Annotated in this window: 29 protein-coding genes; 14 read left to right on the forward strand and 15 right to left on the reverse strand. The window is 75.3% G+C overall.

Features of this window, described 5'->3' with window-relative positions:
• Positions 1 to 87: 87 nt before the first annotated feature.
• Entirely contained in the window at positions 88 to 1,059 is a 972-nt protein-coding gene (locus ACI8AA_RS13305; protein WP_457044887.1) for a 4-hydroxy-3-methylbut-2-enyl diphosphate reductase, read from the reverse strand.
• Positions 1,060 to 1,192: 133 nt separating this feature from the next.
• Here ACI8AA_RS13305 and ACI8AA_RS13310 point away from each other — a divergent pair, with 133 nt between their 5' ends.
• From ACI8AA_RS13310 to ACI8AA_RS13320, 3 genes are read left to right on the forward strand one after another with little or no spacing between them, the layout of a single operon-like run.
• Positions 1,193 to 2,650, forward strand: coding sequence for a hypothetical protein (locus ACI8AA_RS13310; RefSeq protein WP_457044888.1), 1,458 nt, complete (start codon positions 1,193 to 1,195; stop codon positions 2,648 to 2,650).
• A gap of 49 nt (positions 2,651 to 2,699) precedes the next feature.
• The gene (gene xseA, locus ACI8AA_RS13315) at positions 2,700 to 3,923 is read left to right on the forward strand and encodes an exodeoxyribonuclease VII large subunit (RefSeq protein WP_457044889.1); all 1,224 of its coding nucleotides are present in this window, start codon (positions 2,700 to 2,702) and stop codon (positions 3,921 to 3,923) included.
• Positions 3,920 to 4,138, forward strand: coding sequence for an exodeoxyribonuclease VII small subunit (locus tag ACI8AA_RS13320; RefSeq protein WP_456936965.1), 219 nt, complete (start codon positions 3,920 to 3,922; stop codon positions 4,136 to 4,138). Before xseA ends, ACI8AA_RS13320 begins: the two co-directional genes overlap by 4 nt.
• Positions 4,139 to 4,151: 13 nt before the next feature.
• On the opposite strand, the gene ACI8AA_RS13325 is transcribed toward ACI8AA_RS13320, so the two are convergent.
• Positions 4,152 to 4,763, reverse strand: a complete 612-nt coding sequence (locus ACI8AA_RS13325; protein WP_457044890.1) for a DUF4245 domain-containing protein — start codon at positions 4,761 to 4,763, stop codon at positions 4,152 to 4,154.
• 129 nt (positions 4,764 to 4,892) lie between these two features.
• On the opposite strand from ACI8AA_RS13325, the gene glpX reads away from it, so the two are divergent.
• Positions 4,893 to 5,954 carry a class II fructose-bisphosphatase gene (gene glpX, locus ACI8AA_RS13330; RefSeq protein WP_457044891.1) on the forward strand — a complete coding sequence of 354 codons (1,062 nt, stop codon included), beginning with the start codon at positions 4,893 to 4,895 and terminating at the stop codon, positions 5,952 to 5,954.
• A 70-nt stretch (positions 5,955 to 6,024) separates the two neighbouring features.
• Here the strand turns inward: glpX and ACI8AA_RS13335 are convergent, their stop codons facing one another.
• Entirely contained in the window at positions 6,025 to 7,128 is a 1,104-nt protein-coding gene (locus ACI8AA_RS13335) for a hypothetical protein (RefSeq protein ID WP_457044892.1), read from the reverse strand.
• 91 nt (positions 7,129 to 7,219) lie between these two features.
• Positions 7,220 to 7,777: a hypothetical protein gene (locus tag ACI8AA_RS13340; protein WP_457044893.1), complete on the reverse strand. Its 558-nt coding sequence runs from the start codon at positions 7,775 to 7,777 to the stop codon at positions 7,220 to 7,222.
• A gap of 154 nt (positions 7,778 to 7,931) precedes the next feature.
• On the opposite strand from ACI8AA_RS13340, the gene ACI8AA_RS13345 reads away from it, so the two are divergent.
• From ACI8AA_RS13345 to ACI8AA_RS13360, 4 genes are all read left to right on the forward strand, one after another.
• Positions 7,932 to 9,326: a class II fumarate hydratase gene (locus tag ACI8AA_RS13345; protein ID WP_457044894.1), complete on the forward strand. Its 1,395-nt coding sequence runs from the start codon at positions 7,932 to 7,934 to the stop codon at positions 9,324 to 9,326.
• 92 nt (positions 9,327 to 9,418) lie between these two features.
• Positions 9,419 to 10,720: a citrate synthase gene (locus ACI8AA_RS13350; protein ID WP_457044895.1), complete on the forward strand. Its 1,302-nt coding sequence runs from the start codon at positions 9,419 to 9,421 to the stop codon at positions 10,718 to 10,720.
• A gap of 11 nt (positions 10,721 to 10,731) precedes the next feature.
• Entirely contained in the window at positions 10,732 to 10,929 is a 198-nt protein-coding gene (locus tag ACI8AA_RS13355; RefSeq protein WP_457044896.1) for a hypothetical protein, read from the forward strand.
• 207 nt (positions 10,930 to 11,136) lie between these two features.
• On the forward strand, positions 11,137 to 13,083 hold the full coding sequence (locus ACI8AA_RS13360; RefSeq protein ID WP_457044897.1) for an NlpC/P60 family protein: 1,947 nt from the start codon (positions 11,137 to 11,139) through the stop codon (positions 13,081 to 13,083).
• Between the two features lies 1 nt (position 13,084).
• Here the strand turns inward: ACI8AA_RS13360 and ACI8AA_RS13365 are convergent, their stop codons facing one another.
• The 9 genes from ACI8AA_RS13365 to ACI8AA_RS13405 all read right to left on the reverse strand — a co-directional run bounded on the left by ACI8AA_RS13365 (position 13,085) and on the right by ACI8AA_RS13405 (position 19,685).
• Positions 13,085 to 13,852, reverse strand: a complete 768-nt coding sequence (locus tag ACI8AA_RS13365) for a hypothetical protein (protein ID WP_457044898.1) — start codon at positions 13,850 to 13,852, stop codon at positions 13,085 to 13,087.
• A complete protein-coding gene (locus tag ACI8AA_RS13370; protein WP_457044899.1) occupies positions 13,849 to 14,190 on the reverse strand; it encodes a hypothetical protein in 342 nt (113 codons plus the stop codon). Before ACI8AA_RS13370 ends, ACI8AA_RS13365 begins: the two co-directional genes overlap by 4 nt.
• Before the next feature lie 139 nt (positions 14,191 to 14,329).
• On the reverse strand, positions 14,330 to 15,436 hold the full coding sequence (locus tag ACI8AA_RS13375) for a flagellar biosynthesis protein FliA (RefSeq protein ID WP_457044900.1): 1,107 nt from the start codon (positions 15,434 to 15,436) through the stop codon (positions 14,330 to 14,332).
• 49 nt (positions 15,437 to 15,485) lie between these two features.
• On the reverse strand, positions 15,486 to 15,890 hold the full coding sequence (locus ACI8AA_RS13380) for a hypothetical protein (RefSeq protein ID WP_457044901.1): 405 nt from the start codon (positions 15,888 to 15,890) through the stop codon (positions 15,486 to 15,488).
• A gap of 215 nt (positions 15,891 to 16,105) precedes the next feature.
• Positions 16,106 to 16,384, reverse strand: coding sequence for a carbon storage regulator CsrA (gene csrA / locus ACI8AA_RS13385; protein ID WP_457044902.1), 279 nt, complete (start codon positions 16,382 to 16,384; stop codon positions 16,106 to 16,108).
• 88 nt (positions 16,385 to 16,472) lie between these two features.
• Complete coding sequence (gene fliW / locus ACI8AA_RS13390) at positions 16,473 to 16,877, reverse strand: flagellar assembly protein FliW (protein WP_457044903.1); 405 nt, start codon at positions 16,875 to 16,877, stop codon at positions 16,473 to 16,475.
• Positions 16,874 to 17,770 carry a flagellar hook-associated protein FlgL gene (flgL, locus tag ACI8AA_RS13395; RefSeq protein ID WP_457044904.1) on the reverse strand — a complete coding sequence of 299 codons (897 nt, stop codon included), beginning with the start codon at positions 17,768 to 17,770 and terminating at the stop codon, positions 16,874 to 16,876. The genes fliW and flgL overlap by 4 nt, the downstream gene beginning before the upstream one ends.
• A 5-nt stretch (positions 17,771 to 17,775) precedes the next feature.
• Positions 17,776 to 19,194 (reverse strand): flagellar hook-associated protein FlgK, encoded by a 1,419-nt coding sequence (gene flgK, locus ACI8AA_RS13400; RefSeq protein ID WP_457044905.1) that lies wholly within the window; start codon positions 19,192 to 19,194, stop codon positions 17,776 to 17,778.
• Complete coding sequence (locus ACI8AA_RS13405) at positions 19,191 to 19,685, reverse strand: flagellar protein FlgN (RefSeq protein ID WP_457044906.1); 495 nt, start codon at positions 19,683 to 19,685, stop codon at positions 19,191 to 19,193. The genes flgK and ACI8AA_RS13405 overlap by 4 nt, the downstream gene beginning before the upstream one ends.
• 140 nt (positions 19,686 to 19,825) lie before the next feature.
• Here ACI8AA_RS13405 and ACI8AA_RS13410 point away from each other — a divergent pair, with 140 nt between their 5' ends.
• Positions 19,826 to 20,788, forward strand: coding sequence for a sigma-70 family RNA polymerase sigma factor (locus ACI8AA_RS13410; RefSeq protein ID WP_457044907.1), 963 nt, complete (start codon positions 19,826 to 19,828; stop codon positions 20,786 to 20,788).
• 155 nt (positions 20,789 to 20,943) lie between these two features.
• On the opposite strand, the gene ACI8AA_RS13415 is transcribed toward ACI8AA_RS13410, so the two are convergent.
• Positions 20,944 to 21,780 (reverse strand): hypothetical protein, encoded by an 837-nt coding sequence (locus ACI8AA_RS13415; RefSeq protein WP_457044908.1) that lies wholly within the window; start codon positions 21,778 to 21,780, stop codon positions 20,944 to 20,946.
• Position 21,781: 1 nt separating this feature from the next.
• Positions 21,782 to 22,861: a glycosyltransferase family protein gene (locus ACI8AA_RS13420; RefSeq protein WP_457044909.1), complete on the reverse strand. Its 1,080-nt coding sequence runs from the start codon at positions 22,859 to 22,861 to the stop codon at positions 21,782 to 21,784.
• A gap of 362 nt (positions 22,862 to 23,223) precedes the next feature.
• Here ACI8AA_RS13420 and ACI8AA_RS13425 point away from each other — a divergent pair, with 362 nt between their 5' ends.
• The 5 genes from ACI8AA_RS13425 to flgB all read left to right on the forward strand — a co-directional run bounded on the left by ACI8AA_RS13425 (position 23,224) and on the right by flgB (position 26,996).
• Positions 23,224 to 24,045, forward strand: a complete 822-nt coding sequence (locus tag ACI8AA_RS13425) for a flagellin N-terminal helical domain-containing protein (protein WP_457044910.1) — start codon at positions 23,224 to 23,226, stop codon at positions 24,043 to 24,045.
• Positions 24,046 to 24,179: 134 nt separating this feature from the next.
• Complete coding sequence (gene fliD / locus ACI8AA_RS13430; RefSeq protein ID WP_457044911.1) at positions 24,180 to 25,484, forward strand: flagellar filament capping protein FliD; 1,305 nt, start codon at positions 24,180 to 24,182, stop codon at positions 25,482 to 25,484.
• Positions 25,485 to 25,536: 52 nt separating this feature from the next.
• Positions 25,537 to 25,920, forward strand: coding sequence for a flagellar export chaperone FliS (fliS, locus tag ACI8AA_RS13435; protein WP_457044912.1), 384 nt, complete (start codon positions 25,537 to 25,539; stop codon positions 25,918 to 25,920).
• Positions 25,917 to 26,261 (forward strand): hypothetical protein, encoded by a 345-nt coding sequence (locus tag ACI8AA_RS13440; RefSeq protein ID WP_457044913.1) that lies wholly within the window; start codon positions 25,917 to 25,919, stop codon positions 26,259 to 26,261. The genes fliS and ACI8AA_RS13440 overlap by 4 nt, the downstream gene beginning before the upstream one ends.
• Before the next feature lie 384 nt (positions 26,262 to 26,645).
• The gene (gene flgB, locus ACI8AA_RS13445) at positions 26,646 to 26,996 is read left to right on the forward strand and encodes a flagellar basal body rod protein FlgB (protein ID WP_457044914.1); all 351 of its coding nucleotides are present in this window, start codon (positions 26,646 to 26,648) and stop codon (positions 26,994 to 26,996) included.
• Position 26,997 lies beyond the last annotated feature (1 nt).

Raw genomic sequence — 26,997 nt, forward strand, 5'->3', positions numbered from 1 at the left:
GCTGGGCCGCCCGGGACTCACACGAGGTCTGCCCCGCGGCGGCCCCCCGCGCCTGGGGGGCGGCGCCCCGGGTGCGTCCCGCGGGTCCTAGCGGACGGGGCGGGCGGTCTCGCCGCGCTTGGGCCGCAGCTCGTGCGGCAGCGCGAACACCAGCCGCTCCTCGGCCGCCTTCACCGTCTCGACGTCGGGGTAGCCGCGCTCGGCCAGGAGGTCGAGCACCTCGCTGACCAGCACCTCGGGCACCGACGCGCCGCTGGTGACGCCGACGGTGCCGACGCCCTCCAGCCACGCCGGATCGATCTCGGCGGCGTAGTCGACCAGGTGCGCGGCGCGGGCACCGGCCTCCAGGGCCACCTCCACCAGCCGCACCGAGTTCGACGAGTTGGTCGAGCCGACGACGATCACCAGGTCGCACTCGCCGGCCATCTGCTTGACCGCCTGCTGCCGGTTCTGCGTCGCGTAGCAGATGTCGTCGCTCGGCGGGGACTGCAGCCCGGGGAACCGGGTCCGGAGCTGGTCGACGGTCGCGAGCGTCTCGTCGACCGACAGCGTCGTCTGCGACAGCCACACCACCCGCTCGGGGTCGCGGACCTGCACGTTCGCGACGTCGTCGGCGCCGTCGACGAGCTGGATGTGCTCGGGGGCCTCGCCGGAGGTGCCCTCGACCTCCTCGTGCCCGCGGTGGCCGATGAGGAGGATGTCGTAGTCCTCCTTGGCGAACCGCTTCGCCTCCTGGTGCACCTTGCTCACCAGCGGGCAGGTGGCGTCGATGGTGCGCAGCGAGCGCGCCCGCGCCTCCTCGTGCACGGCCGGCGAGACGCCGTGGGCGCTGAAGACGACGACCGCGCCCTCGGGCACCTCGTCGGTCTCGTCGACGAACACCGCGCCGCGCCGCTCGAGGGTGGCCACGACGTGCTTGTTGTGGACGATCTGCTTGCGGACGTACACCGGGGCGCCGTGGATCTCCAGGGCCCGCTCGACGGCCACCACCGCCCGGTCGACACCGGCGCAGTAGCCCCGGGGATCGGCCAGCAGGACCCGTCCGCGCTGATCAGCCATGCCCCCATGGTAGGTGCCGCGGAGCCCCCGGCCCGGCCGCCGCCGGGAGCGTGACGAGCCGCACGCCGCCCGACCGGGTGGGCCGGGGACCGGCCGCTGTGCCGTTCGCCGCGCGCTGCGGCAGGCTGGGCGCATGTCCCGTGAGATCCCGGAGCCGATCCGCGCCACCGTCGGTCTGGCCGCCACCGTCCTCGACGACGTCCGCAGCCTCCCGCAGACGCTGCCGGGCCTGCCGGTGCGCATCGTCGGCATCGCGCTGCAGGCGGCGATGAAGCTGCAGCAGCAGTGGTCGGGGCTGGTGGCCCGCGGCGACGAGGTGCTCACCGGGCTGCGCGGCGACCGCGAGCCCGGCCTGGCCACCTTCGACGAGGACGAGGAGGCCGCCGTCGGCGGTGCGCCCCTCGTGGCCCAGCCGATCGACGTGCTGCGCGACTCCGCGTTCGACCGCGCCCCCGACGTCGACACCGTCGGTGACGGCGCCGAGGTCGACGTGATGGAGATCGACGTCGACACCGACGCCGCCGGCCTGGTCGACGACGAGCTCGCCGGGCTGCCCCCGGAGCCGTCCCCCGCGTCGGTCGTCGCCGCCGTGGAGGACGTCAACGACGAGGTGCTGGGCGCCGAGGAGGCCGCGTCCGCGCTCGACGCCGCCGACTCCGCGCTGACCGCCGAGGACGCCCTGGAGAGCGCGCTGCTCGAGGCCGAGGGCACCGACACCCCCGCCGGCACCGCGGCCGCCCCGGAGGAGACCCCGGCCGCGAGCGACCCGGGCGGCTCCCCGGTCGGCGAGCTGGCCGGCGCCCCCGACGTGGGCACCGACGACACGGTGGTGCCCGACGCCGCGGACTCCGGCGTGCCCGACACCGGCATCGGCCTCGCCGACGCCGGCGTGCTGGGTGAGGACGCGGAGGCCGACGCGGCCGCGGCCGAGGACGTCGCGAGCGAGGTCGACGTCGTCACGCCCGACGGGCAGGTCACCACGGTCGAGGGCACCGTCACCGAGGAGGGCGTCGTCGCCCCCGAGGACGGCGGCGAGCAGGCCGCCGCCACCCAGGGGACGGCGGCCGGCGAGGCCGGCGACGTCGTCACCGGGGAGCACGCCCGCGTCGACGAGGAGCTCGGCGCCGCGCCCGCGCCCGGCGAGGACAGCGGCGCGGCCACCGACACGATCGAGCCCGAGCCGGCCGCCGAGGCCACCGACGAGGGCGGCACGACCGTCGCCGCGGCCACCGGGGTGCGCACCGACGTCGGCGAGGCCGACACCGCCGAGGAGGACGCGGCGATCGCCGAGGGCGCGGCCGTCGACGCGGTCGGCGGGGACTCCGCCGCCCCGACCGACGACGCGCAGGGCGGCAGCGAGCTGTCCGGCTCGCAGGCCGCCGGGGCCGCCCCGATCGAGGGCTACGACTCCTTCACCGTCGCCCAGCTGCGCGGCCGGCTGCGCGGGTACCAGCTGGCCACGGTGTCGGACCTGCTCGCCTACGAGGAGGCCACCCGCGCGCGGGCGCCGTTCCTCACGATGCTGCGCAACCGGCTGGAGAAGCTCGAGCAGCAGGCCGTCGAGACCAGCCCCCTGCAGCCGCGGGGGTGAACCGGGGTGCCGGGCGGGGCCGTCGGCCCCGCCTGGCACCCTCGGGACCGTGAGTGCGCCCTCGTCCCCCGAGTCGCCGTGGCCGGTCCGGACGGTGGCCCGCAAGGTCGCCGAGTGGATCGGCCGGCTCGGCGAGGTCTGGGTCGAGGGGCAGGTCGCCCAGCTCAACCGGCGCAGCGGCGCCGCGACCGTGTTCCTCACCCTGCGCGACCCCGCCGCCGACCTCTCGGTGCCGGTCACCTGCGCCCGCGACGTCGCCGACCGGCCCGGCCTGGAGCTCACCGAGGGCGCCCGCGTCATCGTCCGCGCGCGGCCGGACTACTACATCGCCCGCGGCTCCTTCTCCCTGCGCGCCACCGAGATCCGCGCCGTCGGGCTCGGTGAGCTGCTCGCCCGCATCGAGCGGATCCGCCGGCTGCTGACCGCCGAGGGCCTGTTCGACCCGGTCCGCAAGCGCCCGCTGCCGTTCGCCCCCGCCGTCGTCGGGCTGGTCACCGGCAAGGACTCCGCCGCCGAGCGGGACGTGCTGGTCACCGCCCGCCGCCGCTGGCCGGCGGTGCGCTTCGCCGTCCACCACAGCCTGGTGCAGGGCGTGAACGCCGCCGCGTCGGTGATCGACGGGCTGCAGCGGCTGGACCGCGACCCCGAGGTCGAGGTGATCGTCATCGCCCGCGGCGGCGGGTCGGTCGAGGACCTGCTGCCCTTCTCCGACGAGGGCCTGGTCCGCGCGATCGCCGCCTGCCGCACGCCGGTGGTCACCGCCGTCGGCCACGAGACCGACACCACGCTGGTCGACCACGTCGCCGACGTCCGCGCGGCCACCCCCACCGACGCGGCGCACCGCGTGGTGCCGGAGATCGGCGAGCAGCGGCGGCTGGTCGACGGGCTGCGCGCCCGCGCCCGGCACCTGCTCACCGTGCGCCTCGAGCAGTCCGAGCGGTGGCTGGAGAGCGTCCGCAGCCGGCCGGTGCTCGCCGACCCCGAGCGGCTGCTGCACGGCCGAGCCGACGACGTCGCGGCGCTGCGCGACCGGGCCCGCCGCACGCTCACCCACCGCGTCGAGTCCGCCGAGCGCGACCTCGACCACGCCCGCGCGCGGGTGGCCGCGCTGTCCCCGCAGGCGACCCTGCAGCGCGGCTACGCGCTGGTGCAGCGGGGCGACGGCGCCCTGGTCCGCGACCCCGCCGAGGTGGCCGACGGCGAGCGGCTGTCGGTGCGCGTGGCGGGTGGGCGGCTGGCCGTCCGGGTGGACGGGCAGGATGGGGAGCCGTGAGCGAACCGACGACCGAGCAGCCGACGCAGACCTACGAGCAGGCCCGCGAGGAGCTGGCCGAGGTGGTCCGCCGGCTCGAGGCCGGGGGGCTCACCCTCGAGGAGTCCCTCGGCCTGTGGGAGCGCGGCGAGCAGCTCGCGCAGCTGTGCCAGCACTGGCTCGACCGCGCCCGCGAGCGGCTGGCCGCCGCGACGCCCGCCGAGCAGGAGGGCTGACCCCCGCCGGGTCTCAGCTGGGGACGCTGACCGGCGCGACGGCGGCGGCGACGGTCTCCAGCTCGTCGTCGCCGGCCGAGCCGGTGACCACGGTGGTCACGTCCCCGGCCTCCAGCGACAGCACGGTCTCCCCGCGCCCGTTGGTCTGCCGGGTCCAGGTGCGCCCGGCCAGGTCGACGCTGCCGTCGTCCTGCGCGCCGTCGAGGACGGTGCGCAGCCGGTCGGCGTCGGGGTCGTCGGTGGTGAGGAAGCCCGCGTACTCGTCCGACGGCGTCACGTAGCCGATCTCCAGGGTCACCGGCTCCCCCTCGCCGGCGTCCGCCGCGTCGGTGCGCGCGCTGGTCGGCCGGTAGCCGTCGGGAAGCTCGGCGGGCACCTCGACGGTGTAGGACGCCCGCTCGGCGGCGAGCCGGACGCTGCTGGTCGGGTCGATGGGGCGGACGGGATCGACGTCGCCCTGCCGGAAGGCGACCCAGCCGGCGACGAGCAGGACGATGACCACCAGCTGCAGCAGCGACCGGAGCATGTTGGCCGCGCTCATCCGGTTCGCGCGCTCCGCGGCGGTCGGCGCCGGCGGCGGCTGCTCCTCGGGGGCCTGCTGGCCCGACGGGCCGGGACTGGTCATGCCCCTAGGATCGCAGCACCGATCCACCACCCCGCCGCCCCGCTTCCGGACGGCCCCGCGCGCCCGACCGGCTCCGGGGACGGGTCGCGGGCGGCGGGCACCGGCAACGGTGCCGGACTAGGAGGTCTCGTGACCCTGCCCGTACCCGACGGCCCCGTGCCACCCGCCCCCCGCCGGAGCACCTTCCGCACCGACCGGCCGGCGCCCGACCGCAACCTGGCCCTCGAGCTGGTGCGCGTCACCGAGGCCGCCGCGATGGCCGCGGGCCGCTGGGTCGGCCGCGGCGACAAGAACGGCGGCGACGGCGCCGCCGTGGACGCCATGCGGGCGCTGATCGGCACGGTGAGCATGCGCGGCGTCGTCGTCATCGGCGAGGGCGAGAAGGACCAGGCGCCGATGCTCTACAACGGCGAGCAGGTCGGCGACGGCTACGGCCCCGAGTGCGACGTCGCCGTCGACCCCATCGACGGCACCACCCTGATGGCCAAGGGCATGCCCAACGCGATCGCCGTCATGGCGGTCGCCGACCGCGGCGCCATGTACGACCCGTCGGCCGTCTTCTACATGGAGAAGATCGCCACCGGCCCGGCCGCGGCCGACGTCGTCGACATCACCGCGCCGGTCGCCGAGAACATCCGCCGGGTCGCGGAGGCCAAGCGGAGCCGGCCCGAGGACGTCACGGTCTGCATCCTCGACCGGCCGCGGCACGACCAGCTCGTGCACGAGGTCCGCGAGGCGGGCGCGCGGATCAAGTTCATCACCGACGGCGACGTCGCCGGCGCGATCGCCGCGGCCCGCGAGGGCACCGGCGTCGACATGCTCATGGGCATCGGCGGCACCCCGGAGGGGATCATCGCCGCCTGCGCGCTCAAGTGCATGGGCGGTGCGCTGCAGGGCCGGCTGTGGCCCAAGGACGACGAGGAGCGGCAGAAGGCGGTCGACGCCGGCCACGACCTCGACCGCGTGCTCACCATCGACGACCTGGTGCGCGGCGACGTGTTCTTCGTGGCCACCGGGATCACCGACGGCGAGCTGCTGCGCGGCGTCCAGTACCGGGCCGGCGGCTGCACCACGCAGTCGCTGGTCATGCGCTCGCGCTCGGGCACCATCCGCTCGATCGACAGCCTGCACTCGCTGGAGAAGCTGCGCGCCTACTCCGCGGTGCCCTTCGACCGTTCCGACGACCAGTAGCCGCACGGGACAGACGCACGACGGCCCCGGGGCGAGCGCCCCGGGGCCGTCGTGCGTCGCGGGACCGGCGTCAGCCGAGCCGGCCCTCGCAGTTGGCGACCTCGTAGGTCACCCGGCCGGCGCAGGTGCCGGCGTACTGCTCCCACTGCGAGCCCGACGGGGAGGAGCCCCACAGGTCGTCGCAGGCCGCCCAGTCGCCGGCGAAGCAGCCGTCGGCCAGCGGCTGGAACTCGCCGTCCGGGTCCTCCCCGAGGCCCTGCGGCGGGACCGGGTCGCTCTGCGGCTCCGGCGCGGCGTCCCCGAGTCGCGTCACGCACTGGCCGGCCTCGTAGGGCGCCCGGCCGGCGCAGGTGCCCCCGTACTGCTCGTAGGCCGAGTCGACCGGCGTCGAGACCCACAGCTCGTCGCAGGCGGAGAAGTCACCGGCGAAGCAGGCCTCGGCCAGCGGCTGGAACTCGCCGTCCGGGTCCGAGCCGAGCCCCTGAGGGGGCACCGGCGCCGACGTCGAACCCGCGCCGCCCCCGCCGGACGACGACGTGGGCGACGAGGAGGAGCTGCTCGACGAGGACGACGACGAGGACGGGCCCGAGGACGACGAGCTGGACGCGGACGAGGACGTGCTGGTCCGCGTCGGGTCGGCGACGGTCGAGCTGTCGTCGTCGCGGAGCAGGAAGAACAGCCCGACGGCCGCGGCGGCGACCAGGAGCACACCGGCGATCACCGAGGCGATGACGACGTTCTTCCTGCCCCCCTTCTGCTGCTGCGGCTGGCCGTACCCCGGCTGCCCGTAGGGCGGCTGGCCGTAGCCGGGCTGCCCGTACTGGCCGTAGGGCTGGCCGTACTGCTGGTTCGGGTCGTAGGCCTGCTGCCCGTACGGCTGGTTCGGGTCGTAGCCGGGCTGGCCGTACGGCTGCTGGCCGTAGGGCTGCTGGCCGTACTGCTGCGTCGGGTCCTGGCCCGGCTGGCCGTAGGGCTGCTGACCGGGCTGGGGGAAGGGCGAGGTCTGGTCGCGCTCGCCCGGCTGGCCGTACTGGCCCGGCTGGAACTGGGAGGTGGGGGGCGCCGGCTGACCGAACTGCCTCGTCGGGTCGTCGGACTGCCCCCACCCCTGCCGGCCGGGCTGCTCGCCCCGGGGGTCGTTGCCGCCCGGCGGCGGATACGGCGGCTGGGACATGGTGCGGACTCCTCGGTTCAGGTCGATGCGCTGGTCAGGCTAGGTGGGCCGGGTGGCGGCGACCAGCACCGGCAGGTCACGGACGGGCCGGTCAGTCGAGGTCGGTGCACAGCGGCACCGACCACGCCTTCACACGGCCACCGCAGGTGAGCGCGTACTCCTCGTAGTCCGACAGCGGCGGCGACTCGGCGAACAGGTCGTCGCAGGCCTGCAGGTCGCCGTCGAAGCAGCCCTGGGCGTGGGCGTCGAGGACGGGGTCGGACCCGAGGACGCCGGGCGGCACCGGCTCGGACTGCTCGACCTCGCCCAGCCCGCCCCCCACCCCGTAGTCGTACTCGGAGGGAACACCGCCGTAGAGGGCGTCGCCCACCGCCTCGCCCATCGCCTCGCCGGCCGCGCGGCCGGCGTCGTCCGCGGCACCGCGCAGCACCAGTGCCCCGACGACGGCGGCGAGCACCAGCCCGAGGGCCAGGCCGGCAGCGACCAGCGCGGCGGGGAGGACGCGGGAGGCCGGCGCTGGCCCCGCGACCGGCGCGGGTGCCGGCGGGACGGCGGGCCCCCGGCCGGCGGTGGGGTCCCAGGTGCCCCACGGCGTCCAGCCGCCCACGGGGACGGTGCCGGGCGCGTCCGGGGGATGCGGGTGGGTCACGGGGCCTCCTCGGGCCGAGAGCGTCGCCGCACCGTAGGACCCGGGGCCGCCCCGTCCCGGGTCCCACTCCGGGCCTGCGAGCAGTGGGGAGGACGGGGCCCTTCTAGGGTCACGCGTGCAGCACCGATCCCACCGACACCACACGGGAGCCAGCGTGGCCACCGAGCAGGACCACCGCATCGAACACGACTCCATGGGGGAGGTCCGTGTCCCCGCGTGGGCGAAGTGGCGGGCCCAGACCCAGCGCGCCGTCGAGAACTTCCCCATCTCCGGCACCCCCATCGAGCGCGAGCTCATCGCCGCCCTGGCCGCCATCAAGGGCGCCGCGGCCCGCGTCAACGCCGACCTCGGCGTCCTCGACGGCGAGGTCGCACGGGCGATCGCCGCCGCCGCGGCCGAGGTGGCGTCCGGCACGTGGGACGAGCACTTCCCCATCGACGTCTTCCAGACCGGCTCGGGGACGTCGAGCAACATGAACACCAACGAGGTCATCGCGACCCTCGCCACCGAGGCCGCCGGCACGCCGGTGCACCCGAACGACCACGTCAACGCCTCGCAGTCGTCCAACGACGTCTTCCCCTCGGCCATCCACGTGGCCGCCACCCGGGCGATCGTGCGCGACCTGGTCCCGGCCCTGCGCCACCTCGAGTCCTCCCTCACCCGCAAGGAGGCGGAGTTCGCGGAGGTCGTGAAGAGCGGCCGCACCCACCTCATGGACGCCACCCCGGTCACCCTCGGCCAGGAGTTCGGCGGCTACGCGGCGGCGATCCGGTACGGCGTCGAGCGGCTGGAGGCCTCGCTGCCGCGCATCGGCGAGCTGCCGCTGGGCGGCACCGCCGTCGGCACCGGCATCAACACCCCGCCCGGGTTCGCGGCCGCGATCATCGACACGCTCGCCGCGGAGCTGGACCTGCCGCTGTCCGAGGCGCGCAACCACTTCGAGGCGCAGAGCTCCCGGGACTCGCTCGTCGAGGCCTCCGGCCAGCTGAAGACGATCGCCGTCGGCCTGGTGAAGATCGCCAACGACCTGCGGTGGATGGGCTCGGGCCCGCGCACCGGCCTCGGCGAGATCCAGCTGCCCGACCTGCAGCCGGGCAGCTCGATCATGCCGGGCAAGGTGAACCCGGTGATCCCCGAGGCGGTCATCCAGGTCGCCGCCCAGGTCATCGGCAACGACGCCGCGGTCACCTTCGCCGGCACCACCGGCGTCTTCGAGCTCAACGTGACGCTGCCGCTGATGGCGCGCAACGTGCTCGAGTCGATCCGCCTGCTGGCCAACGCGAGCCGGATCCTGGCCGACCGCTGCGTCGACGGGATCGTCGCCAACGTCGAGCAGTGCCGGACCTACGCCGAGTCCTCGCCGTCGATCGTGACGCCGCTGAACAAGTACATCGGCTACGAGGAGGCCGCGAAGGTCGCCAAGCAGTCGCTGGCCGAGCAGAAGACGATCCGCCAGGTGGTGCTCGAGCGCGGCTACGTCGAGCAGGGCAGGCTCACCGAGGCCCAGCTCGACGAGGCCCTCGACGTCCTCTCGATGACCCACCCCTGACCGTCCGGGGTGGGCCGGGATCCCCGGCCCACCCCCGTCGGGCGACGCTCCCTGTCGTCCTCGGGGCCCGACGCCAGTAGCGTTCGACCACCATGACCGAGACAGCCAGCACCCCCGAGGTATCCCTGCGACACGCGGGGGGTGACCTCCCGCTGCGCACGGTCCCGGCGTCGGAGGGCCCCTCCGGGCTCGACGTCTCCAAGCTGTTGGCGACCACCGGCCAGGTGGCGCTCGACGTCGGCTTCGTCAACACCGCCTCGTGCACCTCGGCGATCACCTACATCGACGGCGACGCCGGCGTCCTGCGCTACCGCGGCTACCCGATCGACCAGCTCGCCGAGCACTCCAGCTTCCTGGAGGTGACCTACCTCCTGATCTACGGCGAGCTGCCGACGGCCGACCAGCTGGCGGCGTTCGACACGCGGATCCGCCGGCACACGCTGCTGCACGAGGACCTGAAGATGTTCTTCAACGGCTTCCCGCGCGACGCGCACCCGATGCCGGTGCTGTCGTCGGCGGTCAGCGCGCTGTCGACCTTCTACCAGGACTCGCTGGACCCGTTCGACCCCCAGCAGGTGGAGATCTCCACGCTGCGCCTGCTGGCCAAGCTGCCGACGATCGCGGCCTACGCCTACAAGAAGTCGGTCGGCCAGCCCTTCCTCTACCCGGACAACTCCTGCGGGCTGGTCGAGAACTTCCTGCGGATGACCTTCGGCTTCCCGGCCGAGCCCTACCAGCAGGACCCCGACCTGGTGAAGGCGCTCGACATGCTCTTCGTCCTGCACGCCGACCACGAGCAGAACTGCTCGACGTCGACGGTGCGGCTGGTCGGCTCGTCGCAGGCGAACCTCTTCGCCTCTGTCTCGGCCGGCATCAACGCGCTGTTCGGACCCCTGCACGGCGGCGCCAACCAGTCGGTGCTGGAGATGCTCGAGTCCATCCAGGGCGAGGGCGGGGACATCCCGGCGTTCGTCGAGCGGGTGAAGAAGAAGGAGCCCGGCGTCAAGCTCATGGGCTTCGGGCACCGGGTCTACAAGAACTACGACCCGCGCGCAGCGATCGTGAAGCAGACCGCCGACACGGTGCTGGACAAGCTCGGCGGGGACAACCAGCTGCTCGACCTCGCCCGCCAGCTCGAGGAGATCGCGCTGTCCGACGACTACTTCGTCGAGCGCCGGCTCTACCCGAACGTCGACTTCTACACCGGGCTGATCTACCGGGCGATGGGCTTCCCGACCCGGATGTTCACCGTGCTGTTCGCGCTGGGCCGGCTGCCCGGGTGGATCGCGCAGTGGCGGGAGATGATCGCCGACCCGACGACGAAGATCGGCCGCCCGCGGCAGGTCTACACGGGTGAGACCGAGCGGGCGTTCGTCCCGCTGGCCGAGCGCTGACGACCTCGTCGATGGGCAGCGAGCCGCCCGGCGAGGACCTGCTGGTCCTGCCCCCGATCCCGCTGGCCACCGGGCGGCTGCTGCGCTCCGACGACGACCGGCCGGTGCCGATCACCGGCGTCGAGCTGGTCGTGCTCACCGAGGACGGCGCCGAGCACCGCATCCCGCTGGTGGCGCGGCACGGCGCCTGGTGGCCGCCCGACCGCTGACCCCGCCGTGCCCCTCCGCGGGACCGCACCTCCCCGGAGCGGCACGGCGCGCCCGGCCCGGTCCCCCGGCCGGGCGCATCCCCTCCCCCGTCGGGGTGAGGCCTCCCCTCCCGTCCCTCCTCCGGGCCCCCCCGGCGGTCGATCTGACGGCGAGCGCTCCACGCCGGAGCGCGGCCAGCCGATCGAGACCGCCCGGGGGACCCCGCCGTGCCCGCACCACGCACGCCCGCTCCCGCGCGCACGGCCGCCCCGTCCCGCACCGCCGCCCGCCGCACCACCTCGTCCCGCTCCGCCTCCCCGCGCACCGCTCCCCGCAGCGAGCTCACCGCCCGCGAGGCCGAGGCGCTGCGCGCCCTGCTGGCCGCCCGCGCCGCCGCCCCCGGCGCTCCCGCTCCCGCGCGCCGCACCGGCACCGCGACGAGGAAGCGCCGGAAGCAGCCCGCCCGCCGCCGGCCCACCGCCCGGACGCCGCGCGGACGCGGCCCCTGGCGCACCCGGCTGCTGGTCGTCGGCCTGGCCACGCTGCTCGTGCCCGTCCTCACCGTCCTGCTCGCCCCGGCCACCTCCGCGCCCGGCTCGGCGACCGTCGCTCCCGACCCGGCGGGCCTGGCCCTGGCCGCCCGCAGCACCCTGCTGCAGGACGCCGACGCCTACCGCCGGCTGCAGGCCGAGGTCGCCACGCGGCGGGCCGAGCTGCAGGCCGCGGTCGAGGCCGAGCAGGCCGCCCGGGCCGCCGTCACCGCCGAGCAGGTCACCGTCGGCTCCGCCGCCGCCGACCTGTACCGCGCCTCCGCCCAGACCCGCATGCCGGTCCTCGGCCTGTCCGCCGCGGCACCCGCGACCACGGGCGACGTCCTCTACCGCCAGGCGCTGGCCGACCGTGCCGCCGGGCAGCGGGAGACCGCCGTCGTCCGTGCCGAGCGCGCCGCGGCCGCCGCCCGGGCCGCCGCAGACCGCGTGGCCGCCGCGCAGGACGCCGTCGACACCTCCGCGGCGCAGGCCCGCACCGTGCTGGCCGGTGTCCGCGCGACCGTGCGCGACCTCGGCCTCGACGTCTCCGCGCAGCTGGCCGCGCTGGGCACCGTCCCGGCCGCCGGCGCGCAGCAGGAGCGCAACACCGCCGCGCTGCAGCGCTGGCAGGGCCACCTCGCCGAGCTGGCGTCGGCGGGGATCGAGCCGCCGTCCGCGGCCGAGCTGGCCGACCCGGCGGCGCTGCCCGACGGCTTCTCCCCCGCGCTGGACGCCGCCGGCCAGGCCGTGCCCGGCGTGGCGTGGGCCGTCGTCGGCAACCGGCCGGTGACCGTGCTGCCGGCGGAGACCGTCGCCGCGGTGAGCAGCGCGCTGTCCCGGCTGGGCCGGCCGTACGCCGCCGGTGCCACCGGCCCGGACGCCTTCGACTGCGGCGGGCTCACCGCCTCGGCGTGGCTGCTGGCCGGCTACGACCTGCCGGCCGGCGCCGCGGAGCAGTGGGCCGCGGCGGCCGTCGTGCCCGCCTCGCAACTGCAGGTCGGCGACCTGGTCGTCTCCGACGGCGGCGCGGACGTCGCCGTCTACCTCGGCGAGGGCGAGGTGCTCGGCGCCTCGGCGGCCACCTACCAGGTCGGCGTCCGCTCGATGCCCGGCGACGCCCGCGCCGTCCGGGTCACCCTGCCCGCACCCGCGACGCCGAACGCGCCGCTGCGGGCGTCGGCGTCCGGCCGCGGGGCCTGCGGCGCTCCCCCGGCGCCGGCCGGGCCGGTGAGCCCCGCGTGGGGCGGCTGGTCCAACGGCCGGATCCCGGCCGAGGCGCTGTGTCCGATCGCCCGCGGCCACGCGCTGCGCTGCGACGCCGCGGCCGGCTACGCCGCGCTGGCCCGGGCCTACGAGGCGGCGCTCGGCAGCCCGCTGTGCATCACCGACTCCTACCGGTCGAGGGCCGCGCAGGTGGACGCGTTCCGCCGCAAGCCGGCGCTGGCCGCGGTGCCGGGGACGTCGAACCACGGCTGGGCGCTGGCGGTGGACCTGTGCGGCGGGGTGAACGTGGCCGGGACGCCGCAGTGGACGTGGATGACCGAGCACGCCGGGCAGTTCGGCTTCGTCAACCCCGACTGGGCCCGGCCCGGCGCCGAGAAGCCCGAGCCCTGGCACTGGGAGTTCGGCGCGCTGCTCTCCTAAGCTAGGGCAACCAGCGGAGGTCGGGCAGGGCGGCCCAGGGCAGGCGGACGCACGCCTCGCCGGTCAGCCCGGCCAGGCGGTCGGTCACGCCCGCGGAGGCGCACGCCAGCGGCCGCAGCGGCGTGACGACGACGTGCGGCTCGGCCACCCGCAGCCCGGCCTCGGCGATCCGCCCGAGCAGCCGCTCGGGATCGGCCAGCGCGGCCGTGGCGAGCATCGGCGCGCCGGGGTGCGACCACAGCGCCACCGGACCCTCGACGCGGAGCACGCCCCCGGCCTCGGCCGCGCGGGCGGTGGCGGCGGTGCGGGTGCGGGCCACCACCGCGGCGTCGGCGCGGTCCGACGGCGTCCACGCGACGGTGCGGTCCCCGCGGCGGACGACGACGCGCCAGCCGACGCCGGTGCACGCCGGGCCGGTCCAGTCGAGGACGGCGACGCCGGCGCCGGCGGCCGCGGCGTCGCTGACCGGGCGGGCGGCGACGAAGGCGGTGAGCGCGGCGGCGACGCCCTCGGCGGTGGGGGCCACGCCGGCGTCGGTCATGTCCTCGGCGAGGTCGTGCAGGGGCACCCGCACGCGGCGCTCGTCCTCGGCGAGGACCAGCACCGGCCCGCGGGCGGGGTCGGCGAGCACGGCGGCGCGCAGCCTGCCCGTGACCAGGCCCGGCAGCACCGCGTCGGCGGCGGCGCGGACGTCGTCGACGGCGACCGGCGCCGGGCGCAGCCGCTGCAGCAGACCCGACGCGGAGCGGCCGGGGCGCCCGGGCGTCACTGGCGGCGTCCCCCGAGGGTCGCGCGCAGGTCGCCCGGCAGCTCGGTCAGGCCGAGGACGCTGTCGAGCTCGGCGGCCGACAGCCGCACCGGCAGGACGTCCTCGGCCCACCCGGTGACCCGGCGGACGCGGGCGGCGGGGCCGGGCCAGACGGCGTCGCGGGCGGCGGCCACGTGCAGCTCGGTGAGGACGTCGGCGAGGTGGACGGCGGCGACCGGGTGGACGCCGGGCCGCTCGACGGCGGCGCGCACGACGCCGGCCAGCAGCTCACGGTCGGCACCGGAGAGCCAGTGCGGGAGCAGGACGACGGCGGGGTCGCCCGCAGGCAGCACGCTCACCGCACACCTCCCCCCGTCGGCGTCTGCGGTCCCCCGGCGGCGGTGCAGCAGGGACTCGCGGTCACGTCCTCGATATCGGCAGCCCCGCGCCCGGATGGACCCGTCGGCGACGGACTCCTGCGTTCCGTTTACCGGGACGTCACTCGGACAACTCGGCGAGCCGGTCCTTGAGCGCCCGCTCGACGCGGTCGGCGTGCACGTTCATGTTGCGCACCGAGGTCCCGAGGTCGGCCGAGACCTGAGTCTTGGTCTGCCCGCCCCAGGTGGTCAGGTACCAGGTGGCCCAGCCCAGGACGTTGGGCTGCGCGGCCCGCTGGCCGCGCGCGGCGGTCGGGTCGGGGGCGCAGGCCGCGGTCAGCGCGTGCGACAGCAGCGTCTGCTCGGCCTCGTCCATGATCTGGTCGGGCGCCTCGCTGGAGTCCGGCAGCAGCACCTCGGTCGCGTCCGGGCCGCCGTCGAGGGACTGCAGGTTGCGCAGGCCGTTGAGGGTGGCGACCGTCTGCGAGTTGCGCCGCAGCGTGGCCACGCTCTGTCCCATGTAGGCCGCGAGCTCGCGCTCGGTGGGGCGCCGCTGGTGCTCGGCCTGGAAGGCGGCGAGCGCCTTCTGCTGCCGGTTCTCGGTGTCGGCGGCGGTGCGGCCGTGGGCGTTGCGGCCCAGGTCGTGCACCCACTTGGACAGCTGGGTGGCGAGGAAGGCGCCGAACGGGACGCCCTTGGTCTCGTCGTACTGGCCGACCGCCTTGAGGATCCACTCGGCGACCTGCTGGCCGAGGTCGTCCGGGTCGGGCAGGTGCATCCGGATCGTGCTCATGTTGCGCTGCAGCCGCTTGAGGCTGACCGGCTGGTAGTGCCGGCACAGGTCCTCGAGGAAGGCCGGCGGCAGGTCGCGCGGCGCGCGGCGGCGGACGCCGGCCTCCGCGCGCAGGCCCACGGTGGCGACGTCGCGGGCCGCGCACCAGGCGCGGATCCAGTCGGCGAGCACCTGGCCCCGGCCGCACGGGCCGTCGACCCGGTAGAGCCCCTCGCCCTCGTCGTGGCTGACCGTGACGCCGTCGGGCAGGTCGGCGCGGAACGCGGCCAGCGGCAGGTCCCGGTCGACGCGGAAGTGCACCCGGTCGCGGGCGGTGATCGGGACCCGCGCGAAGCCCTCGGCCTCGGGGATCCCGCCGAACACGAGCGGCGCGCGGGTGCCGGCGTCGGCCGGCTGGCCGGCGGTGGGGACGGCGGACGGGGAGGTGCTGGTCACCGGTGACTCCTGGTCGATCGCGGGGAAGGCGTCGGCGAGGGGTGGGGCGCTAGGCCGGGACGCGCTCGAGGGCGAGGGCGCCGTCCGGGGCCTCGACGTCGGCGTCGTCGGCGCGGAGGAGGACCTCGGCGGCGGCGCGCTCGGCGGCGGAGGGCTCGGCGGCGTACACCGGCATGTGGTCGTACAGGACCGTGAACAGGTCGCTGACGAAGGCGTAGGCGGCCTGCGCCTGCGGCGAGAAGCGGGCGATCGCCTCGCGGGGGCCGAGCTCCACGCCGACGGTGACGCGGACGACGCGCTCGTCCTTGCCGAGCCCGGTGACCGAGAAGGCGACCGACGGGTGGGCGGCGGCCAGCGCGGCCAGCTCGGCCAGGCAGCGCCGGGTGGACCCGCGGCGCGGCCGCAGCTGGACGTGGACGACGACGGTCTCGTCGGCCTGCTGGGTCCCTGCCATCACACTGTGCTGCATCCTCATCGCCCCCTGTGTCGTGCTCGGGGGCAACTCTGGCGCATGAGCGGACGGTCACCGGCACACAACTCGCCGTGCCCTGTGCAATCTCCGGGGCGACCTTCGTCAGGTCTTGCCCAGGACGGAGCCCTCCACGGTCCGGCGGGCCGTCGCATCGGCGATCCTCGCCGAACCGCCGGCCCGCCGTCCGTGGCGTGTCGTCAGCGCGCGGGCCGCTCCGGCGAGCCGGGCCGCTCCGGGGCGGCATGGGCGGCCGGCGGCGCGAAGGCGGCGAGCGCGCCCAGCGTGTCCGCGGTGACCTGCGCGGCGAGCAGGTTGGCCTCGGCGATCTGCCGGTAGACCTCCTCGCGGTGGATGGCCACCTCGCGCGGGGCCTTGAAGCCCAGCCGGACGGTGCCGCCGCGGACCTCGACGACGTGCACCTCGATGTCGTCGCCGATGCGGATGGTCTCGCCGACGCTGCGGGTCAGTGTGAGCACGGGTACCCCTCCATGGGTGTGTGTGACGGCCTCCTGGCACCCCCGCCCGGCGGGGCGGGGGGTCGAGCGGTCGGACCGCTCCCCTCCTCTATCGGCGCAGGGGACGCCGGATCGGATGACGGCCGTCGGGGAGCACGACCTGGGTGGCGCGCCAGTTCGCCGGGTTGAGCACGACGGGGGCGCGCAGGTTCACCGTCGCCGCGGCCGGACCCTCGGCCGGCACGGTGACCAGGCAGAACAGCGAGGCGTCGGCCGGGTCCGCGAGGTCCAGGTCGGCCAGCACCGGGGCCGGCAGCACGGGCGCGTAGTCCGGGAACCACCGGGCCGGGGGGACGGCCAGGAACCGCGGACCGTCGGCGTCCAGGGACTGCAGCCAGAACAGCAGCCCGTCCCCGTCGGCCGTGACGAGCACGTAGTCGCGGGAGTCGGGGAAGCCGGGCAGCGGGGACACCATGCCCACCAGCGGCAGGGTGACGACCGGGGCGAGGGTCACCGCAGGAAGTCCGCGAGCGAGGGCTGGATGACCTGGGCGGTCGCCTGCAGGGCGGCCTGGTAGCCGGTCTGCTGGAACTGCAGCTGCATGATCGTCTTCGGCAGGTCGACGTCCTCGACGGTGGCGAGCTGCTTCTGCAGCGCCAGGGACCGGTCGGAGTTGACCTGCGCGGCGTTGTCGATGCGCGCGGCGCGGGCGCCGACGGCCGACGCGGCGGTGAGCAGCCGGTCGACGGCGGTGTCGAGGGCGGCCAGGTCGGCCTGCACCGAGGCGCCGGCCCGCACGTCGGTGGCGATCCGCCCGACCACGGCGAACAGGTCGTCCCCGGGCGGGCCGAAGGCCTCGACGCCGGTGACGTCGATGCGGACCTGCTCGTCGTTGGAGATCCGCCGCTTGATCGGGACGACGCCGGTGCCGTCGGCGTTGCCCACGCCGACCCAGGTGCCGTCGGCCTGGTACGCCTTGGCGCCGCTGGTGGCGCCGCCGAAGACCGGGCGGCCGTCGACGTTCTCGTTGGCCAGGCCGAGCAGGCTGTCCCGCAGTGCCGCGACCTCGCTGGCGATCGCGGTGCGGCTCTCGTCGGTCATCGCGCCCTCGTTGGCCGCCTGCACCGTCAGGTCCCGCACGCGGCGGACCTGCGCGAGCATCGAGGTCAGCGCGGTGTCCGTCGTCTCCATCCAGCTCTGGGCGTCGGAGATGTTGCGCGCGTGCTGGGCCGTCGCGGCCTGGTCCTTGCGGATCTGCAGGGACCGGTTGACGGCGGTCGGCGAGTCCGAGGGCCGGCTGACGACCTTGCCGGAGGTGAGCTGCTCCTGCAGCTTGCCCAGGTCCGCGAGGTTGCGGTTGAGCCCCTGCAGGGCGGTCTGGGCGACGGCCCGCTGCGTGATGCGCATCCCGGTCACCGACCCACGACGCCGGTGCGGTTGATGAGGGTGTCCAGCGCCTCGTCGATCGCGCTCACCATGCGTGCGGCGGCGTTGTAGGCGTGCTGGAAGGAGAGCATGTTGGTCATCTCCTCGTCGAGGTTGACGCCGGAGGTCGACTCACGGGCGGCGTCGACCTGCGCGGACACCACGGACTGGACCTCGGCGTTGCGCGTGGCCACGGAGGACTCGACGCCCAGGGCCACCACGAGCCTGCGGTAGGACGCGTCCAGGCCGGCGGGATCCAGGCTGAGCTGGAAGAACGCGTCGGCGTTGTCGCCGTCGGCCGACGGCGTCCCGTTGGTCCCCGACGGCGGGGTCGCCGCCGCGGCGACCTGCTGCGGGGTGAGCGGGCGCAGGGTGATGTTGGCGGCGGTGACCACGGTGCCGGACCCGCCGGTGTCGAACAGCGCCTGCCCCGGCGCCCCGGTGAGGTCGTGGCCGCCGGTGTGCGCGGCGTTGAACGTCGTCGCGACCGAGCGGGCGAACTCGTCGAGCTGCGTGCGGTAGGCCGGGACCGTCTGCGTCAGGGCGGTGAGCTGACCGGCGGCGGTGCCACCCGCGCGCAGGGTCGACCCGCCGGGCTGGGTGACCAGCCGGGGCGCGTCGGCGCCGACGCCGTCGGCGTTGTCGGCGCCGGCCAGCCGGACGGCGGTGGCGGCGCTGCCGGCGACCAGGCCGGTGCCGCCGACGGTCACGTCGACGACGCCGTCGGCCCGCGGCACGGCGGTGGCGCCGATGCTCTGCGACAGCTGCAGGACCAGCGCGTCGCGCCGGTCGGAGAGCTCGTTCACCGGCAGGCCGGACAGGGTGGCCTGCCGGATCGCGCCGTTGAGCTCCGCGACCGAGGCGGCCGCGGTGTTCACGTCCGCGACCAGGGCCTGCAGGCCGTCGCGGGCCTGCTCCCACTGCTGGTCGAGCGCGGCCCGGGTGGTGCGGATGCCGTCGGCGAGGACGTCGAGCCGCTCGAGCACCTGGCTGCGCGAGGCGAGGGTGAGCGGGCTGTCGGACAGATCGGAGAAGCCGGCCCAGACGTCGGACAGCATGCTCTGGAGGCCGTTGTCGCCCGGCTCGCGGAAGGCGTCCTCGATCCGGGAGAGCGTGTCGGCCTCGGCGGTGAGCTGCGCGCCGGCCGCGGTCTCGAGGTGGGCGCGGGCCTCGAGGAAGGCGTCGCGGACGCGGCGGACCCTGTCGGAGTCGACGCCGCCGTCCACGCCGGTGCTGACCGAGTGGATCGCCGGGACGGCGGTGCCGCCCATGGCCGTCTGGTCCACGCGCTGGCGGGAGTAGCCGGCGGTGTTGACGTTGGCGATGTTCTGCCCGGTGACGTCGAGGCCGCGCTGGGCGGCCCACAGCGCCGTCGACGCCGTGTTGAGGCCGGAGAAGGTGCTCACAGGGCACCGTCCAGGGTGACCGCGCGGGAGGACCCGTGCTCGGAGCGCCCGGTGGCGCCGTAGGTGCCGGCCGTGGGGTGGCGGACCGACAGCAGCGCGTCGCCGATCGCGGACAGGCCGCCCTCGATGAGCTCGCGGTTGGCGTCGGAGAGGCTGCGCAGGTCGGTGACGAGGACGAGCAGCGCCTCGTGGTGCTTGGCCAGCAGGTCGCTCCACGGCGCGGGGGCGGCCTCGGCCAGCTGGCGCAGCGACGGGTTGACCCCGGTGCCCAGCCGGACGGCGATCGCCTCGGTGGCGGCGGCCCGCTCGACCTCGAGGACGCGCAGCTGGTCGAGGACGACCTCGATCTCGTGCGCGATCCGGGCCAGCCAGCGGGTCTTGCCGGACAGGATCAGGTACTGCTTCTCCTCTGCCTTGAACAGCAGCAGGTCGAGCAGCTCCTGCTCGCGCCACAGCAGCGTCGACAGGTGCTGGAAGTCCACGTCCGCCACCGCCTCCCTCGTCTCCCGGCGGGTGTCCCCGCCTTCGCGGACAGACGGTCGGCAGCGGGCAAGCGGCCCTCAAGCCGAGTTCCCAGGATTGGCAGGAGTTGTGCGTCCGGGACGGTGCGGTCCCTGCCGAGGAAGGGACCGTGCCAGCAGCCCGCTCCCCGGTGACCGACCGCGCGGTCCCCGCGCGCTCCGCTCCCCCGCAGCCGTCGGACGCCGCGCGCCCCGAGGCCCTGCGCTCCGAGGTCGAGGTCGAGGCGCTCGTCACCGAGCACCTCCCCCTGTGCTCGTTCGCGGTCAACGCGGTGGCCTCGCGCATCTCGCTGCCGGGCCACGTGAGCCGGGAGGACCTGCTGTCCTGCGCGAAGGTGGCGCTGGTCGAGGTGGCCCGCCGGTTCGACCCGTCGGCCGGCGCGACGTTCGCCACCTACGCCCTCCCCCGCCTGCAGGGCGCGGTCCTGGACGAGCTGCGCTCGGGCGACTGGGCCAGCCGCTCGGTCCGGGCCGCGGCCCGCCGCACCGACGCCGCGTCCGACGCGCTGACCATCCGGCTGGGCCGGCCGCCGACGCGCGAGGAGCTCGCCGAGGCCCTCGGCGTGCGCCGCGAGGACCTCGACGCGCTGCAGGTCGACGTCCACCGCGCCGTCATGGTGAGCATCGACGCCGAGTCCGGCGCGGAGGGCGGCACGCTGGACCTGCCCGACCCCGGCGAGTCCCCCGAGCGGGCGGTGCTGCGCGGCGAGCGGGCCCGCTACCTGCAGGACGCCATCCGCGCGCTGCCCGACCGGCTCGACGAGGTCGTGGAGCGCAACTTCTTCGGCGGGGAGTCGCTCACCGACATCGCCGCCGACCTCGGCGTCACGCTCTCCCGCGTCTCGCAGATGCGCGCCCGCGCGCTGACCCTGCTGCACGCGGCGATGAGCGAGGTCTGGGAGGGCCGGGCGGTGCCCGCCGACGGCGGCGTCCGCGCGCGCAACCAGCAGCGGCTCTACGTCGAGCGGGTCGCCGGCCGCGGCACCGCCGACCGGGGCCTGCCGCCGATCCCCGCCCCCCGGCGGACGCCCTCCCGGGCGGCCGCGGCCTACGGGGTCGCCCGCCCGGCCTGAGCCCCCGGCGCCGCCTGCCGGCACACGACGGAGGGCCCGGGTCCCTGCAGGGGCCCGGGCCCTCCGTCGTGCGCGTCAGGCCCCTCCGCCGGAACGGGCGTGGGCCACACCGCCCGAGCGGTGCGGCCCACGTCGACGACGATCCGGGCGTGCGGTCAGTCCCCGGGTCGGTGCACGCCGTCGGGGGTCACGAGCAGCGCCTGGTGCGCCTCCACGGGCCCGGTCCACTTCGCCACCAGCTGGTGCAGGAGCAGCGCGTGCAGCCGCTCGAGGCAGAACCCGGTGGCCCGCCGCTGGTAGCCGTCGCGCTCCTGCGCCAGTGCCGCCTCGAAGGTGCCGGCCACGGACTCCAGCGCCTCGAGGACGATCAGCAGCCACTCGGTCGGGTAGACGCCCACGCTCGGGGTCGCGAACAGCACCGACCGGTCGAGGAAGTCGGTCACCGACGCGTCGTCGACGACGCCGAGGTCGATCGCGACCCCCATGAACAGCAGCAGGTCCCGCACGACGTGCGACTCGCCGTACTGGCGCAGCAGGCTCCTGCCGAAGTCCAGCGGGGCCGGCACGACGAGCGTGGGACCGTCCGGGAGGAAGACCTCGTCCGGCAGCCGGCCGAAGGTGGTGGGGTCGACGAGCTGGGTCATCCCCGCCGGGGTGCCCACGGTGCGGGTCACGCCGAACCGGCGGAAGTGCGCCAGCCCCAGCATCAGGTCACCGGCGGGTGCGTCGGCGCCTCCCCACTCGGCCTCGAGCATCCGGCGCAACGCGAACAGGGCCGCGTACTCCCCGAGCGTGCGGTCGCGGCCGGCCAGGTCGGGAGCCCACCGGGTGAGGTCGACGACGCCCTCCCCCAGCCCTGGCGCGAGCGCGACCGGCTGGACGAAGGCCGGCAGAGGCCACTCCAGCGGGCGGTGGGTGACGGCGTAGTAGCGGAGGCCGGCGCCCCCGGAGGCCCGTCCGGGAGCGGGAGCCGCGGTGAGGTCGGCGGTCACCTCAGGCACCGATGCGGTCGGCGCGGGAGCGGATGTCGCGGGCCGTGCGCCATGCGGTCACCCACTGCTCCGCGGTGTGCTCGGTCAGGTGGTGGGCCAGCACGCGCTCGCGGGCAGCGGCGGCCTGCTCGCGGCGCCAGTCGGGGTCCTCGACCGCTCGGCTGATGGCGGTGGCCCAGTCCCGCGGGCGCTTGGCGCGGTAGCCCAGGCCGAGCCGCTCGTACTCGGCGCTCGGTGAGCGGACGGAGAACACGCCGCGGGCTGAGTACTCGAGCACCTTCAGCCAGCTCTTGCAGTTGTTGAACTTGTCGATGCGCAGCGGCGCGACGCCGACGTCGAACCGCTCCCCCACCGCGGCGACGTAGTCGTCGACCTCCTGGACCCAGGGGATCTCGACCGGGTCCTCGGTGAGCCGCAGCGCCTGGCGGGCGTTGCGTCCCTGTCCCAGGATCGCGAAGCGACTGCGCCCGGCGGTCCGCTCGAGCGCCTGCTGCAGCCCGGACCCCATCTCCTGCAGGTCGTAGGGGTGCGTGCCCACGGTGCCGGTCCAGCCGACCGTGAGGACGTCGGGCTCCCGCTCGTAGGCCGGCGGTAGCTCCGCCAGCCGGCGCGGGATCGCGTTCGGCACGACCGTCCCGCGCCCCCCGGACCCGTACTCGCGCAGCAGGTTGGGGGTGGAGACCGTGACGAAGTCCGCTTCGCGCGCGCAGGTCTCGGCGATGCGCCCGACGCCGCGGCGGATGAGGAGCTCGTGCCCCTGGTGACCGGGCGGCAGGGCGGTCAGGTGGTCGTCGAGCTCCACGACCACGGCCACGCCCTGGGCCTGCAGCAGCCGCAGGCAGTCGAGCATCTCGCGCGTCTTGGGCAGCTGCATGACGACGACGTCGGCTCCCTGCGCGTCGACGTCGCGGACCACCAGCGGTCCGGCGGGGTCGTGGGGGTCCGGCGCCATCGTCGTCCGGAGGCCGCGCTGGACGGTCACCTGGACGTCCAGTCCCGCCTCCTCGACGGCCCGGGCCGGCTCCGCCATGCGGTGGAACATCGAGCCGGTGAACACGGTCGTGGTCAGCAGCACCTTCACGGGAGCACGTCCTCACCGCGCTCCGTCGGAGCGCTGGGTCGCGACGCCCGGCAGCCGAGCGGCCGGGCTGGGGAACGGGTGCGCGAGGGCGTCCACCGGCGGACGCGCACCTCGGCGGCCGGCCCACCTTCCCGGCCGCGTCGCACCTCCCCGCGCCACCCTCCGGTGACACGCCGCCGCACGTCCCGCGAGTCACACCCGTCCGCCCCGTCCCGCCGACCACCCGCCCCGGGGGAGGCAGGCGCGCAGAAAAGTCACCGGTTCGCCTCAAGGTCGGCGACCACCCGGCCGTAGACCCGTGTGCACGACCGCAGCACGGATGCAGCGGTACCAGGTACGACCCGATTCCAAGGAGGAACACCATGGGTCTGCGCGTCAACAACAACATCGCCGCGTTCAACGCCTACCGGAACCTGTCGACCACCGACACGGCGATGGGCAAGTCCCTGGAGAAGCTCTCCAGCGGCCTGCGCATCAACCGGGCCGCCGACGACGCGGCCGGTCTGGCCATCTCCGAGGGCCTGCGCTCGCAGATCGGTGGCCTCAAGGTCGCCGTCCGCAACGCCCAGGACGGCATCTCCGTCGTCCAGACCGCCGAGGGCGCTCTCACCGAGACGCACTCGATCCTGCAGCGCATGCGCGACCTCGCGGTGCAGGCGGCCAACGACGGCGCCCTGAGCGACGACGACAAGGCCAAGGCCGACGCCGAGTTCCAGGCCCTGGCCGACGAGCTCGACGACATCTCGAAGACCTCCTTCAACGGCACGAACCTGCTGGACGGCTCGTACTCGTCGAAGAACTTCCAGGTGGGCTCCAACAACAGCGACGTGCTGGGCGTCACCATCGGCGACATGAGCGCGTCCGCCCTGGGCGTCTCCAGCTCGGTCAGCATCTCCTCGGCGTCCGGCGCCTCCTCGGCGATCGAGACGATCAGCGCCGCCATCAGCTCGGTGTCCGAGGAGCGGGCGGAGCTCGGTGCGGTCCAGAACCGGCTCGAGCACAAGATCAACAACCTGAACGCCACCGTCGAGAACCTGACCGCGTCGGAGAGCCGCATCCGCGACACCGACATGGCCCAGGAGATGGTGGCCTTCACCCGGTCGCAGATCCTGTCGCAGGCCGGCACCGCGATGCTGGCCCAGGCGAACCAGAGCTCGCAGGGCGTCCTGCAGCTCCTCCGGTGACGGAGCGCCTGACCAGGTAGTCAGCACCATCCGGTGAGGGGGGAGGCCCAGGCCTCCCCCCTCACTGCGCACCGGGGGCAGGTCACACCCGCCCCACCCGACACCCACCCGCACGACCCCTGGAGAGCGCAGCGATGGTGAGCCTGAGCGTCGACGGCCTGGTCTCGGGCCTGGACACCACGAGCTTGATCACCCAGCTCGTCGCCGCCGAGGGGACCGTCCAGAACCAGCTCAAGAGCCGGCTGTCCCAGACGCAGAAGGCCGCCGAGGCGTACCGCTCGGTCAACACCAAGGTCGACGCGCTGCGCGCGGCCGCGGAGGCCCTGGGCACGGACGCCACCTGGACCGCCGCGAAGGCGACCAGCTCGAACACCGCCGTCGCCGTCGCCGTCACCGGCACGCCGCAGACCGGCTCCATGAGCTTCACCGTCGACTCCGTCGCCGCAGCGCACGCCGTCGTCGCCTCCACCACGCAGACCTCGGCGACCGCCGCCGGTGCCTACTCCAGCCTCACCCTGTACGAGGCCGACGGCACCACGGTGAAGCGCACGCTGACCGCCCTCGGCACCGGGTCGCTCAACGACACCGCAGCCGCCGTCAACAAGAGCGATCTCGGGCTCACCGCCACCGTCCTGCAGGTGAAGCCGGGCGAGTACGCGCTCCAGGTCAGCTCGAAGACCACCGGCGCGGCCGGCGGGTTCTCCCTCGGCACGGGGTTCCGGGTCCTGCGTCAGGGCGCGAACGCCCAGATCACGGTCGGCGAGGCCACCCCGCCGCTGACGATCACCTCGACCACCAACACCTTCACCGGGGTCATCCCGGGCGCGACCCTCACGGTCAGCGCCAGGAGCACCACCCCGGTGACCGTCGACGTGGCGTCCGACCCCGACGCCGTCGCCGCGAAGGTGCAGGCCTTCGTCGACGCCGCCAACGCCGCGCTCACCGAGATCGCGAACAAGTCCGCCAACGGCGCGGAATCGACGGCCGTGCTGCGTGGCGACAGCAACCTGCGCCGGCTCACCGACCAGATCCTCACCGCGGTGTCCGACGTCGTCGCCGGTCCGGGCTCCCCCGGCACCTACGGCGTCGCGCTCACTCGCGACGGGGAGGTGCAGTTCACCAAGGACACCTTCCTGGCCAGGCTGCAGGCCGACCCCGCGAAGGCCCGGTCGGCGTTCACCGCCACCGACGGCGTCGCCACCCGGGTGCAGGAGCTGGCCAAGCGGACCACCAACGCCACCACCGGCACGCTCACGCTGCTCGCCAAGGGGCGCGACGAGCTGGCCACCGACCTGCAGGGCCGCATCGACGACTGGGACCTGCGCCTGGCCGCCCGCAAGGAGGCCCTGACCCGGCAGTTCACCGCCATGGAGACCGCGCTGAGCTCGCTCAAGTCGCAATCGACCTGGCTCGCCGGCCAGCTCTCCGGCCTCGCCTGACCCGATCTCTCCTGATCCCCGCTCCCCCGTCCCCGATCCAGGAGCTCCCCCGATGACCGCCGCCTCCCTCCGCTCCCGCTACCTCGGCGACGCCGTGAGCACCGCCTCGCCGCAGCAGGTGCTGGTGATGCTGTACGACCGCCTGGCCCTGGACCTCGAGCGCGCCCGGACGGCGCTGGCCGAGGGCCGGCGCGCCGACGCGCGCGAGCAGGTGCGCCACGCCCAGGAGATCGTCTTCGAGCTGCTCGGCAGCCTGCGGGTCGACGCCTGGGAGGGCGGCCCCCGCCTCGCCGCGCTCTACAACTGGCTGATCGCCGAGCTCAACCAGGCGATGGTCAAGCAGGACGCCAACCGCCTCCGCTCCTGCCTGCAGGTCGTCGAGCCGCTGCGGGACGCCTGGCGCCAGGCCGCCGCGAGCCTGGCGGGTACCGCATGACCGTGGCGCACTCCGCGGACGAGCAGCGTCGCGCGGAGTGGGCCAGCGTCCTCGAGGAGATGGAGGTCGAGGTCCTCGACGCCGAGCGGGCGATCCGCGGCAACCGCGCCGAGGAGATCGCCGCGTGGGGCCGGCGCATGGAGGACTGGACCCCGCCCAGCGTCCTGGGCCCGGTGCCCACGGACCTGCGCGAGCGGGCCGCCCGGCTGCTGCAGCACCAGCTCGCCGTCGCCGAGGAGCTCGTCGAGCGGATCACCCAGTCCCAGCGCCAGCGCGACGTCGCCGCGCGGATGGCCTACCGGCCCCGCCCGGTGGCCGCCTTCATCGACAGGGCCCTCTGACCCCGACTGGCACGACTCCACAACGAACCGACCCGGCCGGGTCCGCCTCAGGGCGGGCCCGGCCGTCGTCGTCCCCGGCCATGGACCGCCTCTCGCGCGCGAGAGGCGGGTCGGCCCTGCCTTCCGCGCGCGGAAGGCGCCTCAGGAGACACCAGCGAGCCCGGTGGTCCCCGCCCGGCCCGTCCGCGCCATCCGTCACACCCGTCACCCGAGTCACGGAACGTGGTCAAGGTGTGACGGACCGCTGCCGAGAACGGGCTTGCACGGACAGCACCACTCTCGCCACGGATCGGCGGCCCCTCCCCTGCGCTCGCGCGCCGGGGTCCCCCGACGTACCCGGAGGCCAGTCGTGCCCTGCCGCCCTGCCCGCCGGCGGTCCACCCGATGACGATCAACGACGTCACGATGACGACGCTGCACGCGGCGCTGAGCGGCCTGGCCCTGCGCCAGCGCGTGACCGCGGACAACATCGCCAACGTCCAGACCCCGGGCTTCCTGGCCGGCCGCACCGACTTCGAGTCCTCGCTGCGCGCCGAGCTGCGCCAGGGGAGGACGCCGACGGTCTCCGGCGGCTCCATCGCGCGCTCGTTCGAGCCGACCCGCGAGGACGGCAACAACGTCAACCTCGACAGCGAGACGGTCATCGCCACCGAGACCGGCCTGCGCTACCAGTTCGCGCTCACCGCGCTCGACGGCAAGTACAGCGGTCTGCGCACGGCCCTGAGGACGACCTGAC

The organism is Geodermatophilus sp. SYSU D01180, from assembly GCF_054050415.1.

Excerpts from the sequence above, each read along its gene's own strand:
- ACI8AA_RS13305 (WP_457044887.1), bottom strand. The coding sequence starts at position 1,059 with ATGGCTGATCAGCGCGGACGGGTCCTGCTGGCCGATCCCCGGGGCTAC.
- ACI8AA_RS13310 (WP_457044888.1), top strand. The coding sequence starts at position 1,193 with ATGTCCCGTGAGATCCCGGAGCCGATCCGCGCCACCGTCGGTCTGGCC.
- ACI8AA_RS13325 (WP_457044890.1), bottom strand. The coding sequence starts at position 4,763 with ATGACCAGTCCCGGCCCGTCGGGCCAGCAGGCCCCCGAGGAGCAGCCG.
- ACI8AA_RS13335 (WP_457044892.1), bottom strand. The coding sequence starts at position 7,128 with ATGTCCCAGCCGCCGTATCCGCCGCCGGGCGGCAACGACCCCCGGGGC.
- ACI8AA_RS13350 (WP_457044895.1), top strand. The coding sequence starts at position 9,419 with ATGACCGAGACAGCCAGCACCCCCGAGGTATCCCTGCGACACGCGGGG.
- ACI8AA_RS13355 (WP_457044896.1), top strand. The coding sequence starts at position 10,732 with ATGGGCAGCGAGCCGCCCGGCGAGGACCTGCTGGTCCTGCCCCCGATC.
- ACI8AA_RS13380 (WP_457044901.1), bottom strand. The coding sequence starts at position 15,890 with ATGGCAGGGACCCAGCAGGCCGACGAGACCGTCGTCGTCCACGTCCAG.
- flgL (WP_457044904.1), bottom strand. The coding sequence starts at position 17,770 with ATGCGCATCACGCAGCGGGCCGTCGCCCAGACCGCCCTGCAGGGGCTC.
- ACI8AA_RS13425 (WP_457044910.1), top strand. The coding sequence starts at position 23,224 with ATGGGTCTGCGCGTCAACAACAACATCGCCGCGTTCAACGCCTACCGG.
- fliD (WP_457044911.1), top strand. The coding sequence starts at position 24,180 with ATGGTGAGCCTGAGCGTCGACGGCCTGGTCTCGGGCCTGGACACCACG.
- fliS (WP_457044912.1), top strand. The coding sequence starts at position 25,537 with ATGACCGCCGCCTCCCTCCGCTCCCGCTACCTCGGCGACGCCGTGAGC.
- ACI8AA_RS13440 (WP_457044913.1), top strand. The coding sequence starts at position 25,917 with ATGACCGTGGCGCACTCCGCGGACGAGCAGCGTCGCGCGGAGTGGGCC.
- flgB (WP_457044914.1), top strand. The coding sequence starts at position 26,646 with ATGACGATCAACGACGTCACGATGACGACGCTGCACGCGGCGCTGAGC.